The 17,695-nt window shown below is 62.8% G+C and carries 18 protein-coding genes; 16 read left to right on the forward strand and 2 right to left on the reverse strand.

Annotated features, from left to right (window positions below; all coding sequences use genetic code 11):
* Positions 1–34 precede the first annotated feature (34 nt).
* The 10 genes from PVW27_RS18700 to PVW27_RS18745 all read left to right on the forward strand — a co-directional run bounded on the left by PVW27_RS18700 (position 35) and on the right by PVW27_RS18745 (position 10,062).
* Positions 35–1,408 (forward strand): type II and III secretion system protein family protein, encoded by a 1,374-nt coding sequence (locus tag PVW27_RS18700; RefSeq protein ID WP_274560341.1) that lies wholly within the window; start codon positions 35–37, stop codon positions 1,406–1,408.
* A complete protein-coding gene (locus PVW27_RS18705; RefSeq protein ID WP_274560343.1) occupies positions 1,392–1,583 on the forward strand; it encodes a hypothetical protein in 192 nt (63 codons plus the stop codon). The genes PVW27_RS18700 and PVW27_RS18705 overlap by 17 nt, the downstream gene beginning before the upstream one ends.
* 125 nt (positions 1,584–1,708) lie before the next feature.
* A complete protein-coding gene (locus tag PVW27_RS18710; protein WP_274560345.1) occupies positions 1,709–2,194 on the forward strand; it encodes a TadE/TadG family type IV pilus assembly protein in 486 nt (161 codons plus the stop codon).
* Positions 2,188–2,808 (forward strand): TadE/TadG family type IV pilus assembly protein, encoded by a 621-nt coding sequence (locus PVW27_RS18715; protein WP_274560347.1) that lies wholly within the window; start codon positions 2,188–2,190, stop codon positions 2,806–2,808. The genes PVW27_RS18710 and PVW27_RS18715 overlap by 7 nt, the downstream gene beginning before the upstream one ends.
* A 26-nt stretch (positions 2,809–2,834) precedes the next feature.
* Complete coding sequence (locus tag PVW27_RS18720; protein WP_274560348.1) at positions 2,835–3,995, forward strand: response regulator; 1,161 nt, start codon at positions 2,835–2,837, stop codon at positions 3,993–3,995.
* Positions 3,992–4,549 (forward strand): L,D-transpeptidase, encoded by a 558-nt coding sequence (locus tag PVW27_RS18725; protein ID WP_274560350.1) that lies wholly within the window; start codon positions 3,992–3,994, stop codon positions 4,547–4,549. The genes PVW27_RS18720 and PVW27_RS18725 overlap by 4 nt, the downstream gene beginning before the upstream one ends.
* A gap of 24 nt (positions 4,550–4,573) precedes the next feature.
* The gene (locus PVW27_RS18730) at positions 4,574–5,998 is read left to right on the forward strand and encodes a CpaF family protein (protein WP_274560352.1); all 1,425 of its coding nucleotides are present in this window, start codon (positions 4,574–4,576) and stop codon (positions 5,996–5,998) included.
* Positions 5,999–6,007: 9 nt separating this feature from the next.
* Positions 6,008–6,955, forward strand: a complete 948-nt coding sequence (locus PVW27_RS18735) for a type II secretion system F family protein (protein WP_274560353.1) — start codon at positions 6,008–6,010, stop codon at positions 6,953–6,955.
* A 23-nt stretch (positions 6,956–6,978) separates the two neighbouring features.
* Positions 6,979–7,908 carry a type II secretion system F family protein gene (locus PVW27_RS18740; protein ID WP_274560354.1) on the forward strand — a complete coding sequence of 310 codons (930 nt, stop codon included), beginning with the start codon at positions 6,979–6,981 and terminating at the stop codon, positions 7,906–7,908.
* A 255-nt stretch (positions 7,909–8,163) separates the two neighbouring features.
* Positions 8,164–10,062, forward strand: a complete 1,899-nt coding sequence (locus PVW27_RS18745) for a sensor histidine kinase (protein WP_274560356.1) — start codon at positions 8,164–8,166, stop codon at positions 10,060–10,062.
* Between the two features lie 13 nt (positions 10,063–10,075).
* On the opposite strand, the gene cueR is transcribed toward PVW27_RS18745, so the two are convergent.
* Both cueR and PVW27_RS18755 read right to left on the reverse strand, forming a co-directional pair.
* The gene (cueR, locus tag PVW27_RS18750) at positions 10,076–10,513 is read right to left on the reverse strand and encodes a Cu(I)-responsive transcriptional regulator (RefSeq protein ID WP_274560357.1); all 438 of its coding nucleotides are present in this window, start codon (positions 10,511–10,513) and stop codon (positions 10,076–10,078) included.
* Positions 10,510–12,996 (reverse strand): heavy metal translocating P-type ATPase, encoded by a 2,487-nt coding sequence (locus PVW27_RS18755; protein WP_274560358.1) that lies wholly within the window; start codon positions 12,994–12,996, stop codon positions 10,510–10,512. Before PVW27_RS18755 ends, cueR begins: the two co-directional genes overlap by 4 nt.
* 157 nt (positions 12,997–13,153) lie before the next feature.
* Between PVW27_RS18755 and PVW27_RS18760 the strand changes: the two genes are divergently transcribed.
* The 6 genes from PVW27_RS18760 to PVW27_RS18785 form a co-directional block, all read left to right on the forward strand.
* Positions 13,154–13,342: a heavy-metal-associated domain-containing protein gene (locus PVW27_RS18760; RefSeq protein ID WP_274560359.1), complete on the forward strand. Its 189-nt coding sequence runs from the start codon at positions 13,154–13,156 to the stop codon at positions 13,340–13,342.
* A 341-nt stretch (positions 13,343–13,683) separates the two neighbouring features.
* Complete coding sequence (locus tag PVW27_RS18765) at positions 13,684–14,076, forward strand: hypothetical protein (protein ID WP_274560360.1); 393 nt, start codon at positions 13,684–13,686, stop codon at positions 14,074–14,076.
* A 77-nt stretch (positions 14,077–14,153) separates the two neighbouring features.
* Entirely contained in the window at positions 14,154–14,375 is a 222-nt protein-coding gene (locus PVW27_RS18770) for a hypothetical protein (RefSeq protein ID WP_274560361.1), read from the forward strand.
* The gene (locus PVW27_RS18775; protein WP_274560363.1) at positions 14,375–15,835 is read left to right on the forward strand and encodes a TolC family protein; all 1,461 of its coding nucleotides are present in this window, start codon (positions 14,375–14,377) and stop codon (positions 15,833–15,835) included. Before PVW27_RS18770 ends, PVW27_RS18775 begins: the two co-directional genes overlap by 1 nt.
* A 13-nt stretch (positions 15,836–15,848) precedes the next feature.
* The gene (locus PVW27_RS18780; RefSeq protein ID WP_274560364.1) at positions 15,849–17,207 is read left to right on the forward strand and encodes a multicopper oxidase family protein; all 1,359 of its coding nucleotides are present in this window, start codon (positions 15,849–15,851) and stop codon (positions 17,205–17,207) included.
* A gap of 41 nt (positions 17,208–17,248) precedes the next feature.
* A partial coding sequence (locus PVW27_RS18785; protein ID WP_274560365.1) for a cupredoxin domain-containing protein occupies positions 17,249–17,695 on the forward strand: 447 nt, incomplete at its 3' end.

Here is a 17,695-nt window from a genome sequence, read left to right on the forward strand (position 1 = left end):
CAGACCGATAGGACAAAGAACCCGACATGCGACCATGCAGGCGCTGTCGGCTCTTGTCGTCTGTCTGGGACTTGCAACCCTGCCAGCCGCGCTTCACGCGCAGGAGCGGATGGTGGCCCTGGGCGGCGACAGCGTGATCGAACCGATCATGATGAAACCGGGCTTCACCCTGACAGTGCGAACGGACCGCGCTTTCAGCGATATCGTCGTGGGCAATTCGGCCGTCGCGGATGTGTTTCCGCTGACCGATACGTCCGTCTATGTGCAGGCGAACAACACCGGGGCGACGAACGTGTCGTTCTTCGGGCCCAACAAGGCCCTGCTGGGTGTGATGATCCTGAACGTGCGGGTGGATTTCAACGATCTGCAACAGGCCATCAACCGCGCGGTGCCCAATGCCGATGTGTCGGTTGCCAATATCAATGGCCGCGTGCGCGTCTCTGGCGAGGTGCGCGACGGCCCCTCTCTGGCGCGCGTGCTGGAACTGGCCGAGCAATTCAGCGACCAGCCGGTTCTGAACGCGGTGCGCGTGACCGATCCGCAGCAGGTGCAGCTTGATGTGCGTATCCTCGAGGTCAGCCGCACAGCCGGCCGCGAATTGGGGGTCGAGCTGTCCAGCAACCGGACGAATACCGGTATCGCCAGCACCAGCGTTCCCTTCGGCAGTTTCGTCGGCAACCTGCTGGCGGGGGCCGGTGCGGATATCGACATCGTGATCAACGCGCTGGAAACCAAGGGGCTCGCCCGCCGTCTGGCCAACCCGACGCTCGTGACCTCGAACGGGGTCGAGGCGAATTTCGTCGTGGGTGGCGAAGTGCCGATCCAGACCACGGCCCTGAACGCGGACGGTGTGCCGATCGGGACAGGTACGGATTACCGCGAATATGGCGTGCGGTTGAACTTCCGTCCGACAGTGCTGGACAATGCGCTGATCAGCCTCGAAATCCGGCCTGAAGTCAGCGATATCGACACATCGGTGACGGTGAACGGCCAACCCTCGTTCATCTCGCGCAAGGCCGACACGACGGTCACGCTGCGTGACGGTCAGAGCTTTGCCATCGCGGGCCTGCTGCAAGTGGATAACGAACGCAACGTGCAACAGGTGCCGTGGATCGGACAGATCCCGGTTCTGGGCACGCTGTTCCGCTCCACCGCCTTCCAGAAACAGGAAACCGATCTGGTGATCCTTGTGACCCCGCGTCTGGTGCGCCCAAGCTCGCAGAACGAGCCGCTGGTCTCGCCGCTGGATGGCGCGCGCTCCTCGAATGACGTGGAGCTGTTCCTGCTGGGGATGCTTGAAGTCAACAAGGACATGATCCGGTCCTTTGTCGATGGCACCGGCGTCGTCGGTCCCTATGGCCACATGATTGATCTGGAGTTTGACGATGCGCTTGTCGAGAAAAAATAAGCTGTTGGCCTGTGCCATTCTGGCCAGCAGCCTGTCCGGCTGCGCCGATTACATGAACCACCGCGATTCTGTGACCTTGGGGGCGGGCAACGCACCCGAGGCCAACACCGCCATTCATACGATCAACCCGTTTCCACCCGGTGCCTCGAACACGACGATCGTCGTAAGGAATTGAGCCGGTGGCAGGGCTGTCCCTCGGGATGACCCTGCCGAACAGACCCGGAAACGGTTGACAGGGGAATGTCATGGCTGCCGGCGCATTGTCAGCGGCACTGATGGATTTGAGGTTTGCGATTGCCGATGCGACAGGGGAAGATCAGTGGGTTTTGGCGCTGGGGACGCAGCTTTGTTGCGGGCACCCAAGGCGCGCTGCTGACCGAGACGCTGATCGTCGTGCCGGTCGTCACGATCTTCGCGGTGGGCATCCTGGAATTCGGCAATGTGTTCTGGCAGCGCCATCAGGTGCAGGTCGGTGTGCGTGATGCCGCGCGGTACTGGTCACGCTGCCGGGGTGTCGCGCCCTTTGACACCTGCAGTCAGGCCATCGCCCGCAATCTTGCCTTCTACGGCAACCCCGCCGGGACTGGCGCGCCGCGGGTCGTGGGATGGACCGATGCGGCGGGGTTGGAGATCGAACCGGCGCTGCCCCCCAGCAGTCCGGACAGGGACGATCTTGTGACGGTGACGGGCACCCATACCTATACCGGATCGCCCTTGATGCGGCTGTTGCAGATCGAGGCGTTCGACTTCAGTTACACCCATCAGCAGAGGTATATCGGATGGTAAGGCGCGCGATCTCCTTTCGCCGCAACGAGGATGGCGCGACACTTGTCGAAGGCTTGATTGTCTTTCCCATCATCCTTCTGACCTTCGCGACCTTCGTCGAGTTCGGTGTGGCCATGGTGCAATGGAACCAGACGGTCAAGGCGATGCAATACGGGGCCCGGATGCTGGCCGTATCCGACCCGCTGGCCGTCGATCTGGCCAGCCATTTCGAGTCGGATTATCCGGCGACCGAGGGGGGGCCGGTTCTGGGCACCATCGCGCCGGTCGTGTGCACGTCGGACGGATGCACGCAGGGGCTTGACCTCAACGAGGCGGGTCTGAACCGTGTTGTCCTTGGCAGCGACGGCATCTGTGATCCCTCGGCTGAGGGCACACGGCTTGGCATGTGCGACCTGAACGGCCTGATCACGACGGACAATGTGCAGGTGACCTATTACCGTTCGGGCCTCGGCTATGTGGGGCGCCCCTCCGGACCCGTGGTGTCGATCACGATCGAGTCGCGCAATCTCAACTTCGATTTCTTTTTCCTTGGCGCGCTTCTGGGGCTCGAGAACATCACGATTCCGGCCCATCCCGTGACCATCACCAGCGAAGATCTGTCGGACACGATATGAATATGATTGAAAACGATATCCTCCCGATGCGTACCAAGATGCGCAAGAACATGGTTCTGGTCCTTGATACGGGCCAGCCGGAATTCGCCGCCATCTCGGATCATCTTGAGATGATGTCCCACTTTCAACGCGAAGTGACCACCTTCGAAGAGATGATGCGCGCGCCGGGGGCCTTTGTGCCCGATATCGTCGTGGTCGATATCGCCACGGTCAGCGCGTCCGAGCTTGAAATGCTCTCTTCGATCCGCGGGCACTATGGAGACGTGCCCATCGTGGTCGTGTCCGAGGCGCTGGATGACGCGCAGGTGCGCAAGCTGCTCAAGCTGAAGGTCCATGACTGGCTGCGCAAACCTGTGGTGTTCGGGGAATTCCTGAACTCGATCCAGAGCGGGATCCGCACCTCGAAACAATCCAGCACGCGGGTCCATGCGGTAATCTCGGCCGTGGGCGGCGCGGGTGCGACGACGGTGGCCGTGGCGATGTCAGAGATTCTGGCCCGCAAGATCGGAAAGGACAAGTCGAACGGATCGGTCGCCCTGTTCGATCTGGATTTCTCGACCGGGTCCTGTGGCTATCTTCTGAACCTGACATCCGGCTTCAATCTGGACAGCGTGATCTCGAACCCCAGCCGGATCGACAGCGAGTTCGTGAACCTGCTGCAGCAAAAGCATGAACACGGCATGATCGTCTATTCCTTCAAGCGCCGTGAGGTGGTGACAAGCCTGAACTGCTATGAACTGGTGCTGCGGATGCTGGACGTGGTGACGGTCCAGCACGCGCATACGGTTCTGGATATCCCCTATTACGAGACGGATTGGCGGCAGGATGTCCTGTCAGGCGTCAACACCGTCACGATCGTATGCGAGATGAACCTGCCCTCGATCAAGCACACGATGGACCTGCTGGAGACCATCCGCGAATTGCCCGGCGGCAAGAAGCCGGTGACCGTCCTGATCAACAAGCGCAAGCGCAGCCTGTTCGGCGGCGACCGCATCAACAAGGCCAAGCTGAAACAGTTGTTCGGCGATACGCCCTTCGACTATCTGCCCGACGAATATGACCTCATGGCCGAGGCTATGGATCGCGGGGTCACCCTCAGCGATGTGAATGCCTCGTCCAAGTTTCTGAAGGCCGTGACGAAATACGTCAACGGATCGCTTCTGGCCGAAAAGGCGGTGACCGCATGACCGATCATCCGACCCGCCGTCTTGTCCTGTCCGGTCTGGCCCTGCTGGCCATGACCCCCGGTGCCGCTTTGGCCGAACTGAAGCGCGTGCCGCGCGATCATGGTCCGACCTCGCGCCAGATCGTCCGCTTCGAAAGCAATGAAAAGCCCGGAACCATCATCATCTCGAATGCCGAGCGCAGCCTGCATGTCGTCATGGGGAACAATCAGGCGGCCCGCTACGATATCAGCGTCGGCCGTGATGGTTTCGTCTGGACCGGAACCACGACCGTCGGGCGCAAGGCGCAATGGCCAGACTGGCGCCCGCCCGCCGAAATGCGGCAGCGTGATCCGTCATTGCCGACCTTCGTGCCCGCCGGCCCCTACAACCCGCTCGGGGCGCGGGCGATCTATCTCTACAACGGCGGGCGCGACACGCTCTATCGCATCCATGGCACCAACAGTGCCGAGACCGTGGGTGGGTTCGAGACGTCGGGGTGTTTCCGTCTGACCAATGCAGATGTGATCGAACTGTTCGACAAGGTCGCGGTTGGCACGAAAGTCATCGTGAAATGACCAGTAACCCGAGGAGGTGAGACGGTGGTAGGACGGTTCTTCAGAAAACCCGCAGGCGACGAACCCGCGACCGAGCTTGAACGGCGCATCGCCGTGCATCCCGAGGTTCTGGCGGGTGAGGGCAGCCCCGTTCCGACAGCCGCGCCCGCGCCAAAAACGCCCGCCGCAGCCTCGGGCATGCCGGATCTGGTGGCCGAACGGGTGAACCTGCATCGCTTCCTGCTGGACAAGATCAACCTCGCGGTTCTGGACCAGATGGAGGCCGAGCAACTGCACAACGAATTGCGCCCCTTGGTGCGCGATTACGTCAAGGCGCAGAACCTGCCGCTGAATGCCAAGGAACTGGACAGTCTCATTTCCGATCTGGGCGACGAGATGCTGGGCCTTGGTCCCATAGAGCCGCTGCTGAAGGATGACAGCATATCCGATATCCTGATCGTCGGGCCGAAAACCGTCTATATCGAACGCGCAGGTCGCTTGAAGCGCACCGATGTGCGGTTCAAGGACGAGCAGCATCTGCTCCGCATCATCAACAAGATCGTGGCCTCGGTCGGTCGGCGCGTGGATGAATCCTCGCCGCTTGTGGATGCGCGTCTGGCCGACGGGTCGCGCGTGAACGCCGCGATCCGCCCCGTGGCGGTGGATGGCCCGCAGGTGTCGATCCGGAAATTCTCGAAACGTCCGTTCCAGCTGGAAACGCTGGTGCAGAACGGTGCGCTTCCTGCGGGCATGGCCAAATTGCTGGCGGCGGCGGTCGAGGGCAAGGTGTCCATGATCGTCTCGGGCGGCACCGGTTCGGGTAAAACCACGATGCTGAACGCCCTGTCGGCCTTCATCCCGCATGAGGAACGTCTTGTCACGATCGAGGATGCGGCAGAACTTCAGCTCCAGCAGCCCCATGTGGTGCGTTTGGAGACCCGACCGCCAACGATGGATGGCCGCAACGAGATCCTCCAGCGCGACCTTGTGAAAAACGCCCTGCGGATGCGCCCCGACCGCATCATCATCGGCGAGGTGCGCGGCGGCGAGGCGTTCGACATGCTTCAGGCCATGAACACGGGCCATGAGGGCTCCATGTCGACGATCCACGCCAACAATCCGCGCGATGCGCTCAGCCGTCTGGAACAGATGGTCGGCATGGCCGGGATGCCCATGTCACAGATGAGCATCCGCTCGCAGATCGCTTCGGCGATCCAGGTGATCCTGCAACTGTCGCGGATGCGCGATGGCACCCGCCGCGTGACAGCCATTTCCGAATTGACCGGAATGGAGGGGGATGTGGTCCAGATTCAGGATATCATCAAATACCATCGCACAGGTGTGGACGAGGATGGCCGCGTCATCGGCGAATTCCGCTCGACCGGCATCCGCCCGCGTTTCCTCAGCGAGATCAGCACGATCGGGCTGAAGGTCGACATGAGCATCTTCGATCCGACAACACGGCATTGACGGGGTCCCATGTCCATTATCGTCATCTATGGTTTCATCTTCGGCGCGGTCCTGCTGCTGACCGAAGCAATGCTCCGGCGCCTGTTCGGCGCACGCAGCGCCAATCGCGAGGTCAATGAGCGGCTGGAACGGCTGAAAGCCGGTTCGGATCAGCTCAGCACCTATAAAAGCCTGCTCAGCGACCGTGGCGTGGGACGCTCCGGCCTCTTGTCGCTGGGCTGGCTGTCGCAGCTTTATCGCCAGTCGGGACTGATGCTGTCGCTGCCGCGCCGGGTGCTCTACACGCTGGTCATCCTGCTGGGCGCATGGATCGGGGCCGCATGGCTGACAAATGACCTGCTGATCCAGATCATTCTGGCCTTGACCATCGGCCCCTCTGTTATTCTGGCCTTGGTGATCCGTGTCCGCGCGCGGCGCATCGCGAAATTCGTGGCGCAGCTTCCCGATGCGCTGGACATCATCGTCCGCAGCATGAACTCGGGCCATCCCCTGACCACGGCCATTGCCCTTGTGGGGCGTGAAATGCCCGATCCCATCGGCAGCGAATTCGGCATTCTCAGCGATCAGCTGACCTTCGGCTCGGAACTGGATGACGCGATGCTCCGCATGGTCGACCGGGTCGGCGCGGACGAGTTGAACCTGCTGGCCGTGACCGTCAGCGTGCAGCGCAGCACCGGGGGCAACCTGTCCGAGATCCTGGAAAACCTGTCCGGCATGATCCGCGACCGGGCGATGCTGCGCAACAAGATCCGCGCCATTTCCGCCGAAGGCCGGATCACGGCGATCATCATGGCCGCCTTTCCGTTCCTGCTCTATCTGATGATCTCGACGCTGGTGCCGACCTATTTCGATCCGGTCTGGGAAAGCGGTTATGGAACGACAGTCGTCGTGTCGATCCTTGTGCTGATGAGCTTTGGCCTTCTGATCCTTTACAAGCTGGTGAAATTTGACTTCTGACCCAAAGGAAGCGGCAGCACGCCATGAATGATACCCTTATCCTCGTTGCGGTCTTCGTCGCCGTCCTGCTGCTGATCTTCTCGATCGCCACAGCGCTGACCCGCAGCCGCGACATCCGGCGCAATATCGACTCTGTCTCCGCCGAGCAGCAGGTCCGCGATGCCCGCGCCGAAGAGGTCTTTGCCTCCGAGAATGACGACATCAAGCATTATTACGAGGTGATGCGGCGCAATGATCCCGAAGGGCTCGAGATGCGCCTGATCCGGTCGGGCTATTTCTCGCGCGATGCCAAGCGCACCTTCGTGCTGATCCGCCTGACCGCCACGGTAGCCGCCTTTGTGCTGGTCTGGTATCTGCTTGTGAACCTTGTCGGCGCCCTGTCCTCCGCGATGGCGCTGATCATGGCGGGTATCGCCGGTGGTATCGTGTTCATCCTTGCCAATGCGGTGCTGGACCGGAAGGCCAAAAGCAACGAGATCAATTATCGCAGGCTCTTTCCCGACTTTCTGGATCTTCTGGTGGTCTGCGTCGATTCCGGCATGAGCATCGAGGCCGCGATTGACCGTGTCGCGCATGAGTTTCTGGCGACCAAACCCAGCTTCGGCCAACATCTTGCGATCATTTCTCTGGAAGTGCGGGCCGGCCGCCCGATGCACGAAGCACTGACCAACTTTGCGGACCGCATTCACCTTGACGAAGCGCGCACCCTGTCCGTGCTGTTCCGTCAATCGCTGGAACTGGGATCAAGCGTCATCAAGACCCTGCGCGTCTTCAGCAAGGAAATGCGCCAGAAACGCCTCCTGATGGCCGAGGAAAAGGCGAATGCCTTGCCCGTGAAGATGCTGTTCCCGATGGCGGGCTTCCTGTTTCCCGTCAACCTGATCATCGTGCTGGTCCCGATCATGATGCAGATCATCGAACTCTTCGCAACGATGTCCCCCGGCGGCATGTGACCTTTGCGCGCGCCTGTACCTTGCGCGCCGGCGCGGGGATGGCGGCATAGCGTCGGTTGTGTCATCATGCCTCGGACACGGCAGCCATCACGATCCATTCTGCCGGACCTGATGCCATATTTCTGTCAGATGCGATGACTAGGCTCAAGGTGATCACGAAGCTCCAACAAGGGAGATTCCAGCAGGCGGATGCGAGCCCAGCGTTTCCTGAGCAGCGAGAAACCCGTTCTGATCGCCGTGATCGGACTGTGCCTGATGATAGCAGTGTTGCTTGACCGGATTGACCGCAACAGGCTTGATTATGCGGCGCGCGAGCAGGCAGGGCGCATCGGTGTCGAGGTCTTGCAGACGGTCACGACGCAACTCAACAACATGGCCATCGGCCTTGGTCGGCTGGTCACTGCGGCGGAAATGCTACCCGACCTCAACCCGGCTGCGTTCGAGACGATAGCCGCGCGTCTGGTGCGGGATCTGGAAGCAACCGGCACCTTGGTGGATCATGACCGATCACCTGTGCTGAGCATTTCGGTCGCGCCGGATCTGATCGTGGAACATGTCTACCCGTCAGAGGGGAACCGGGCCTTTCTTGGCATGGACTATCGTCAACTGCCCGGACAGATTGAGGATGTCGAAGCGGTTCTGGGCACGACGACACCGCTCGTGTCACGCCCCTTTCTGGCGGTGCAGGGACAAAGAGCGATTGCCGTGCGACAACGGATCACCGGGCCTGATGGTCGTGTTCTGGGGATCGCCTCGGTCGCCATTGATCTTGATCTGCTGTCGGAACAGCTTGCACGCCAGACCGCGCAAGGATCAGACCACCGTGTCGGTTTCTTTGTGGACGGGTTCGGCGGGCTGGGCGATCAGGATGTGTTTCGGCTTGATCCCTATATCCTTGATCTTCATACCCGGAACATGGCGTGGACCATCGCCGTTCTGCCACAGGACGGATGGCCGACCTTGCCCTTGCTGACGCCGACGCGCGTCATCGTCCCGCTCGTCACTCTGGTGTTGCTCTGGCTCGTTCGTGCCAATCACCAACGCAACCTGCGACAACGCAAGAAAGAACGACGTCTGGAAAAGGGCATTGACGCGCTCTCCGCCGGTTTTGTCATCTTCGATGAGAACGACCAGCTGATCCATTGGAACGAAACCTACAGGGATCTTTTCGGCTATGGGACGATCCTGCGAAAAGGGATAACCCTGCAAGAGCTGCTGAAATCCGGCTTGCGACAGGGGATCTTCAAGGTCGATCAGACGTCCGAAGAGGCATGGATCGCCCTCAACGTGGACAACCATCGGCGCGCGGGCGGTTCGGTTGATGTCGAAATGGCTGATGGTCGCTGGATCAAGGTCCTGTCTCGTCGGACCGAGGATGGCGATCTGGTGGGTGTGCGTTTCGACATTACCGACCTCAAGCGCGCCCAGTTCGAGGCCGAACGACTAAGCCGCGCGAAGTCCGAGATGATCAGCGTCATGAGCCATGAACTCAGGACACCACTGACCACAATTCTGGGGTTCGGCCGATTGCTGGCGTTGAAGCCGCCGCAGGTGGGTGACAAGGCACAGGATGCCTTCACCAAGGATGCGATAGACCGCATCGTCGCTGCCGGTGAAAATCTGCTGCGGTTGATCAATGAGATGCTGGATTACGTCAACCTCGGTGCGGCGGCACCCGTCGCGGCGCAGGACTCATGCAATCTGCGCGATGTGATCGGGCAGACCGCCTCCAGGCTCGAGACTGCCGCCGCGCAACGGGGCGTCAGTCTTCAGGTCTCGTCTCCCGATGTGGCTGTGCGTGCCGATCCCGCGCGTGTGGCGCAGATTGTCGAGAACCTCGTGTCGAACGCGGTCAAGTTCACATCGACCGGAGGGACGGTGCGTGTCTCGGCCCGGACCGAAGAGGAATTCGCCTTTGTCACCATCGCAGATGATGGACCGGGTATTCCGCAAGACAAACAGAAAGCCATCTTCGAAGAGTTCTCTCAACTGGCGCCGTCCGGACAGCGCCGCGAAGGTGGGATCGGGCTTGGGCTTGCGCGGACGAAACGTCTGGTCGAACTGCAAGGTGGAAAGATTGCCGTCAAAAGTGCTCCCGGCGAGGGCAGCACCTTCACATTCAGCCTGCCGCTTCCGTCCTTGCAACTGGTCTGAACAGACAGAATCCTCACCTGTTGAACCCGGCCCCCGCATGGCAGGCAGGGACGACCAGAGAGCGGTCGCCCTCCAGATCATCAAGGATCGGGCAATCCGGACGGTCATCGCCGGAACAGCCGCGCGCCAGATGATCCAGCGTGGCGACCATGCTTTCCATCTCGGCGATGCGGCGGCGCAGACCGGCAATCTGGTCCTCGGCCAGTCGTTTCACATCGGCGCTGTGGCGGCTGCGGTCCCGCCATAGCGCCAGAAGCTCGGATATCGCCTCGACCTGAAAGCCCAAATCGCGGGCGCGGCGGATGAAGCGCAGCATCTGCACATCCGTCTGCGTATAGACGCGATAGCCCGCACCCGTGCGACCCGCCGGGGGGATCAGCCCGATCTGTTCGTAATAGCGGATCATCTTGGCCGATACGCCCGAAGCCTTGGCGGCATCCCCGATATTCATACGGTCTCTCCGTCGATGGCGGTGGGTTGGAAACGGCGCAGGCGCAAGGCATTGCCCAGCACGAAAACGCTGGACATGGTCATAGCACCCGCCGCGAAGATCGGCGACAGCAGAATGCCGAAGGCCGGGTAAAGCGCCCCCGCCGCCACCGGGATCAGCGCCGCGTTATAGACGAAGGCCCAGAACAGGTTCTGCCGGATATTGCCCATCGTCGCGCGGCTCAAACCGATGGCCTCGGGCACGCCGGTCAGACGGCCCGAGATCAGCACCACATCCGCCGCCTCGATGGCGATATCGGTGCCCGTGCCGATGGCGATGCCCACATCCGCCTCGGCCAGTGCGGGCGCGTCATTGATCCCGTCGCCCACAAAGGCCAAGGCCCCGTGCTCTGCCCGCAGGGTCTTGATCGCATCGACCTTGCCACCCGGCAGCACCTCGGCCACCACCACGTCGATGCCCAGCTGCCGGGCAATCGCCCGCGCCGTGCCCGCATTGTCGCCGGTGATCATCGCGACCTTCAGCCCCAGATCATGCAGCGCGCGGATCGCGGCGGGGGTGCTTGGCTTGATCGGATCGGCCACGGCCAGAATGGCGGCCAGCTTGCCGTCGATGGCGGCATAGAGCGGGGATTTGCCGTCCTGCCCCATACGCGCGGCGTCCTGCGCGAAAGGGGCGACGTCCAGCCCCAACCGGAGCATATAGCGATCCGCCCCGATCTGAACCGAGCGCCCGTCCACCTTGGCCGATACACCGAACCCGGTGTCCGAGGAGAAATCCGTCATGGCGGGCAAGGTCAGCCCGTCCTCCTGCGCCGCCGTCACGATGGCCTGCGCAATCGGATGCTCAGACCGCGCCTCGACCGCCGCGACCGTCGCCAGAACAGCGCCCCGCGCGAACCCGTCAGCCACGATCAGGTCGGTCAGCGCGGGCTTGCCCGCCGTCAACGTCCCGGTCTTGTCCAGCGCCACGACGCGCACGCCCTGCAGGGCCTGCAACGCCTCGCCCTTGCGGAACAGCACGCCCAGTTCCGCCCCCCGGCCCGTGCCCACCATGATCGAGGTAGGTGTCGCCAGACCCATGGCGCAGGGGCAGGCGATGATCAGCACCGCCACCGCATTGACCAGACCGAAGGTCAGCGCAGGCTCCGGTCCGACCAGCAGCCAGACCGCAAAGGTCAGCAGCGCCAGCCCCATCACCACAGGCACGAACCACAGCGTGATCTTGTCCACCAGCGCCTGAATGGGCAGCTTGCCCCCCTGCGCCGCCTCGACCATGCGGATGATCTGCGCCAGCATCGTGGCCTCGCCCACCGCTGTCGCGCGGAAGGTCAGCGCCCCGGTCTGGTTCACCGTGCCGCCCGTCACCAGCGCCCCTTCCGCCTTGGCGACCGGGGCAGGCTCGCCGGTGATCATGCTTTCATCAATCCAGCTTTGCCCCGAGATGACCTCGCCATCCACGGGCACACGCTCACCGGGGCGCAGATCGACCACATCGCCCGCCTGCACCTCGACAATCGCCACCTCAACCACGGCATCGCCGCGATGCACCCGCGCCATGCGCGGTTGCAGACCGACCAGCCGGCTGATCGCCTGCGAGGTGCGCCCCTTGGCGCGCGCCTCAAGATACCGGCCCAGCAGGATCAGGGTCACGATCACCGCCGCCGCCTCGTAATAGACATTCACCGTATTGGCAGGCAGAACTCCCGGCAGAAAGGTCGCCACCAGCGAATAGAAATAGGCCGCCGTGGTGCCCACCGCGACAAGGCTGTTCATGTCAGGCGCCGCCCGCAGCAGCGCCGGATAGCCCTTGAGGTAGAACCGCCGCCCCGGACCCGCCAGAACCAGCGTCGTCAGCACGAATTGCACCACCCAGCTTGTCTGCATCCCGATGGTGGACATGATGAGATGATGGATCGGCGCGAACAGATGCGATCCCATCTCCAGCGCGAACACCGGCAGGCTCAGCACGGCCGCCACCGTCAGATCGCGGCGCAGCAAGGCCTCCTCGGCCTCCTTGCGCGCGGCCAAAGCATCGTCCTGCGCATCAGAGGCCCCAAGCGGACGCGCATCGTAACCCGCACCCTCGATCGCCGCGACCAGCGCCGCCGGATCGGCCGTGCCCGTCACCGTGGCCCGTTCGGTCGCCAGATTGACCGTGGCCGTCGCGACGCCCGGAACCGCCGCCAGCGCACGTTCCACCCGCGCGACGCAGGAGGCGCAGGTCATCCCTTCGATGCCGATATCCATCGTTTGCGCTGGCACCTCATAGCCGACCTTCTCGATCGCGGCGACAAGTGCGGCCCTGTCCAGAGGGGCGGCGGACACCACCTCGGCCTTCTCCGTGGCAAGGTTGACACTGGCCGAGGATACGCCGGGAACGCCCGCCAGCGCGCGCTCGACCCGGCCCACGCAGGAGGCGCAGGTCATCCCCTCGACGGGGAGCGAAAGGCTGTAATGTCTGGGGGGCGAGAATGATCTGTTCATGGCGACTGTCCTGACGTGTTTGTTTCCTGTCGCAGCTACAGATAATCCTTCCCATCATGGTAAGGTCAAGGCATGAAATTCACAAAGTTCGGCTCTTGACCTTCCAACGCTTGGAAGCCCTATCTCTGCGGCTGGAGATCAATGCAAAGAGGACATCATGCAATTCCACATCGAAACAATGACCTGCGGCGGCTGCGCGCGCGGCGTGACCAAGACGATCCAGTCCGTCGATTCGGCAGCGACCGTGACGATCGACCTGCCAACACAACAAGTTGAAGTGGCGACGACCGCCCCCCGCGATCAGATCGTTCAGGCTTTGACCGAGGCGGGCTTCGCGCCGGCCTGAGTGATGCCCCCAGACCATCGGTCCGCAGGGCACGCTGGTCGCGTTGCTCCCGCCTTCGTCATGACGGGCGGGGGCCGCGCGGTATGACCGCCAGCCGCTCCACTCCGGCGTCAGACCCAGTGCCGTCGCACGGGCCGCTGATCGCGTCTGCAAGACAGGCGCGGATGGCCCGAAACTCACCCCGCCCGGCCCGTCACCCCACCTGCAGGCCGGTCCGCAAGTCACCTGATGAACGCCCGACCTGCCAGCGGGGGGCGATGTTCCGCCTGTCTCACGAAAAAGTAGGCCACTGCGTTTCGTCCGTCATTGACAGATTGCGCCGCGACCGACCATCTAGGGGCATGTCGAGATGGGCGAACATCAGCAAGCTCTGCCAGACGCTGTTCAGCGTGGCGCTGCTCATGGCCTTGATCCTCTATCCGCCGTCCTCTGCCCATGCGCATCACGCGGCCTTTGCGGCGGCGGAGGTTCAGGATATGGATTCCGGGCACCACGCCCATGCCCATCACGACATGGGCGATGCCGATCATATGCGTCACCTCACCGAGGCTGACAGCGGGACATCCTCTGATACGCCCAACTGCTGCCAGGGCATCTGCATGGCCGCCGTCATCGCGCAGCCCCTATCGTCACTTCCCCGGATGCAAAGGGCAGGGCACGAGGCCACATGGCTGTCCAGCCTTTCGCCCTTCGACCCGGTCGCGCACCGACGACCACCCAAACACCTGATCTGATCGCGATCCCGCAGGCGGGATCACCGTTGTGATGCGCGTCCATGCAGGCATGGGCGCCCGATGATCAGGGAATCCAGATGAAATCCTTCTTTCTTGCGGGGGCAGGGGCCCTTGTGCTGGGGGCATGTGCGCCAGCCGTCACACCCTTGCCCCAGACCACCAGCCAGAATGCCGCGACAGATGCCGCGCGCCTTTCACCCGTCACCTACCGCGACCCGTTCGCAGACTACACCGACCGCACCCCGTCCGGACCGCGTGACTGGCGGCAGGTCAATGACGAACAATCGGAGGCCAACTGATGCGCGGCAGAACCCTTCCCGCCATGCTCGGCCTGCCGCTGCTGCTGGCCGCCTGTGCCAGCGCGGTGCCCGACCTCTACACCGCCCCAAATGCCGGATTTGCTGCCGTGTCCGACCAGACATCCGCAGCGATCGGCAAACGCACGGCCTTTGCCCAGACACAGGCCGAGAACGAGGCGATCCAGCGCGAGGTGCGCGCCCTTGTGCAGGGCAAGACCATTTCCGCCGACACGGCGGTGCAGGTCGCGCTTCTGAACAACAAGGGCTTGCAGGCATCCTATGCCGAAATCGGCCTTTCAGCCGCCGCCGCATGGCAAGAGGCCACGCCCGTCAATCCGGTCGTGTCGATCGGCGTGCTGGGGATCGGCGCGGCCGAGCTTGGGGCCTACCGCACGATCGAGGGGATGATCGCGTCCAACCTGCTGGCCGCACAAACCCGTCAACAACGCATGGCGCTGGCGGATGTGAACTTCCGCGCGGCACAGGCGCGGGCCGTCGATGACACGCTGGCGCTGGCCAACCAGACCCGCGCGGCGTGGATCAGGGCTGTCGCGGCCTTTGAAACGGTCAGCTATCTGCAACGGGCCAAGGTCACCTCGGATGCAGGCGCGGAACTGGCGCAACGTCTGGGCGAGACGGGCGCCCTGAACAAGGCGGGACAGGCGCGCGAATTCGCCTTCAACGCGGAACTGGCCGGACAACTGGCGCAAGCCCGTCTGAACGCCAGCCGCGCCAAGGAGGAACTGACCCGGCTCATGGGGCTCTGGGGCGATGACGTGGCCTATTTGGTGCCCGATGCCCTGCCTGCCTTGCCGCGCAGCGTCGGGCCTGTTGCGGGGATCGAGGCGCGGGCACTGAACAACCGCGTCGATCTGCGCGTCGCCAAGCTGGATCTCGAGGCGCAGGCGGCGGCTTTTGGCCTCACCGACCGGACCCGTCTGGTCACCGATCTGGAACTCATCGCCGGGGTCGAGGCCGAGCGCGAGATCGAGGATGGCCGCAGGCGCACCGAGGCCAGCCCGCAGCTTGAACTGGAATTCGCGATCCCGATCTTCGACACCGGCAAGGCGCGCATGCGCAAGGCGGAACTGTCCTATCTGCAATCCGCCAATGTTCTGGCCCAGAAGGCCGTGAACATCCGGTCCGAGGCCCGCGCTGCCGAAGCCGGATACCGCGCCACCCATCGCATCGCGCAGCATTACCGCGATGTTCTGGTCCCGCTCCGCGCCACGGTCGAGGAGGAGGGGCTGCTCTCCTATAACGGGATGATCACCAGCACCTTCGAGTTGATCAGCGCCGCCCGCGACAGGCTGGGCGCCGAGTTGCAGGCCGCCAACGCCAAGCGCGACTTCTATCTGGCCGAGGCCGATCTGACCGCCGCGATCTATGGCGGCGGCTCCGCTGCCTTTTCACCTTCCGCCCCCGCCGCGCTCGCCGCTGCTGGCGATGCCGAACATTGAAAGGATGAACAAGATGTTGAACAGACGTCAATTGCTGGGGGCAGGTGCCGCAGGTGCGGCGCTTGTCTCCTCCCGATCATGGGGACAGACCGCCAATATGGGCCTGCCCGAAGCCGCCATCATGGACAGCGCCGCAACCCAGATAACGCCGCGCCCCACATCGGGGCCGGATTACACGCCCGTGGTCACGCTGAACGGCTGGACCCTGCCGCACCGGATGAACAACGGCGTCAAGGAATTCCACCTTGTCGCCGAACCTGTGGAACGCGAACTGGCCGAAGGCATGGTCGCGCATCTGTGGGGCTATAACGGCCAATCCACCGGCCCCACGATCGAGGCGGTCGAGGGAGACCGCGTCCGCATCTTCGTGACCAACAGGCTGCCCGAACATACAACGATCCACTGGCACGGGCTGATCCTGCCTTCCGGCATGGACGGCGTCGGCGGCCTCAGCCATCCGGCGATCCCGCCGGGCAAGACCTATGTCTACGAGTTCGACCTGATCAAATCCGGCACCTTCATGTATCACCCCCATGCCGACGAGATGGTGCAGATGGCGATGGGCATGATGGGCATGTTCATCGTGCATCCCAAGGACCCGACCTTCCGGCCCGTGGACCGCGATTTCCTGATCATGCTGAACGCCTTCGACATCGACCCCGGCACCTATGTGCCGCGCATCATGACGATGACCGATTTCAACCTCTGGACATGGAACAGCCGGATCTTTCCGGATATCGACCCTCTGGTCGTCAACAAGGGCGACCGCGTCCGCGTGCGCGTGGGCAACCTGACCATGACGAACCATCCGATCCACATGCATGGCTATGACTTCAAGGTGACCTGCACCGATGGCGGCTGGGTGCCCGAAAGTGCGCAATGGCCCGAAGTCTCCATCGACATTCCGGTGGGCGCGATGCGCGCCTACGAGTTCACGGCCGATCACTTGGGCGACTGGGCGATCCATTGCCACAAGTCGCATCACACGATGAACGCGATGGGCCATGACGTGCCCACCTTCATCGGCGTGAACAAAGCCGACCTCACGCGCAAGATCCGCAGCTTCCAGCCCGAATACATGCCGATGGGCACGGCTGGCATGGCGGATATGGGCACGATGGAGATGGAGTTGCCCGACAATACAGTGCCGATGATGACCGGCTGGGGCCCGCATGGCCCGATTGAAATGGGCGGCATGTTCTCGGTCGTGAAGGTGCGCGAAGGGATCGCCCCCGACGATTACAGCGACCCCGGCTGGTATGAAAACCCACCCGGCGAGCAGGCCTATGAATGGACGGGCGAACTGCCCGAATTCAGCCGCGTGAATGACGCGAAAACCCGCCTGACCCCAAGACCCGGCGACAAGGGCTGATTGCCATGCCGTCAGATATCACAGCCAAAAGGACCCCAAAGATGAAAAATTTTCTCCTCGGCACAACCATTGCCCTGACACTCGGCAGCGCCGCGTTTTCTGCCGGCACCCATGTCGGCGGGCATGGCCATGACATGATGGCCATCGGCACCCCCGCCGATGGTGACGCGGATCGCACCATCCAAGTCACGATGCGCGAGACAACGGATGGCGCGATGGTGTTCGAACCTGCCCAACTGGACTTCACCGCGGGCGAAACCGTGCGCATCGTCGTGACCAATGCAGGCGAACTCGACCATGAATTCGTGATGGATTCCCCCGACAAGAACATCGAGCACAAGGCGCTCATGGAGAAATTCCCTGAGATGGAGCATGACGATCCGAACGCCGTGCGCCTTGAACCCGGCGCCACGGGCGAGATCCTCTGGACCTTCGCCAACAAGGGCACCTTCGAATTCGCCTGCCTGATCCCCGGCCATTACGACGCC

It is taken from the genome of Seohaeicola sp. 4SK31, from assembly GCF_028802875.1.
In the GTDB taxonomy this organism is placed as follows: Bacteria; Pseudomonadota; Alphaproteobacteria; order Rhodobacterales; family Rhodobacteraceae; genus Seohaeicola.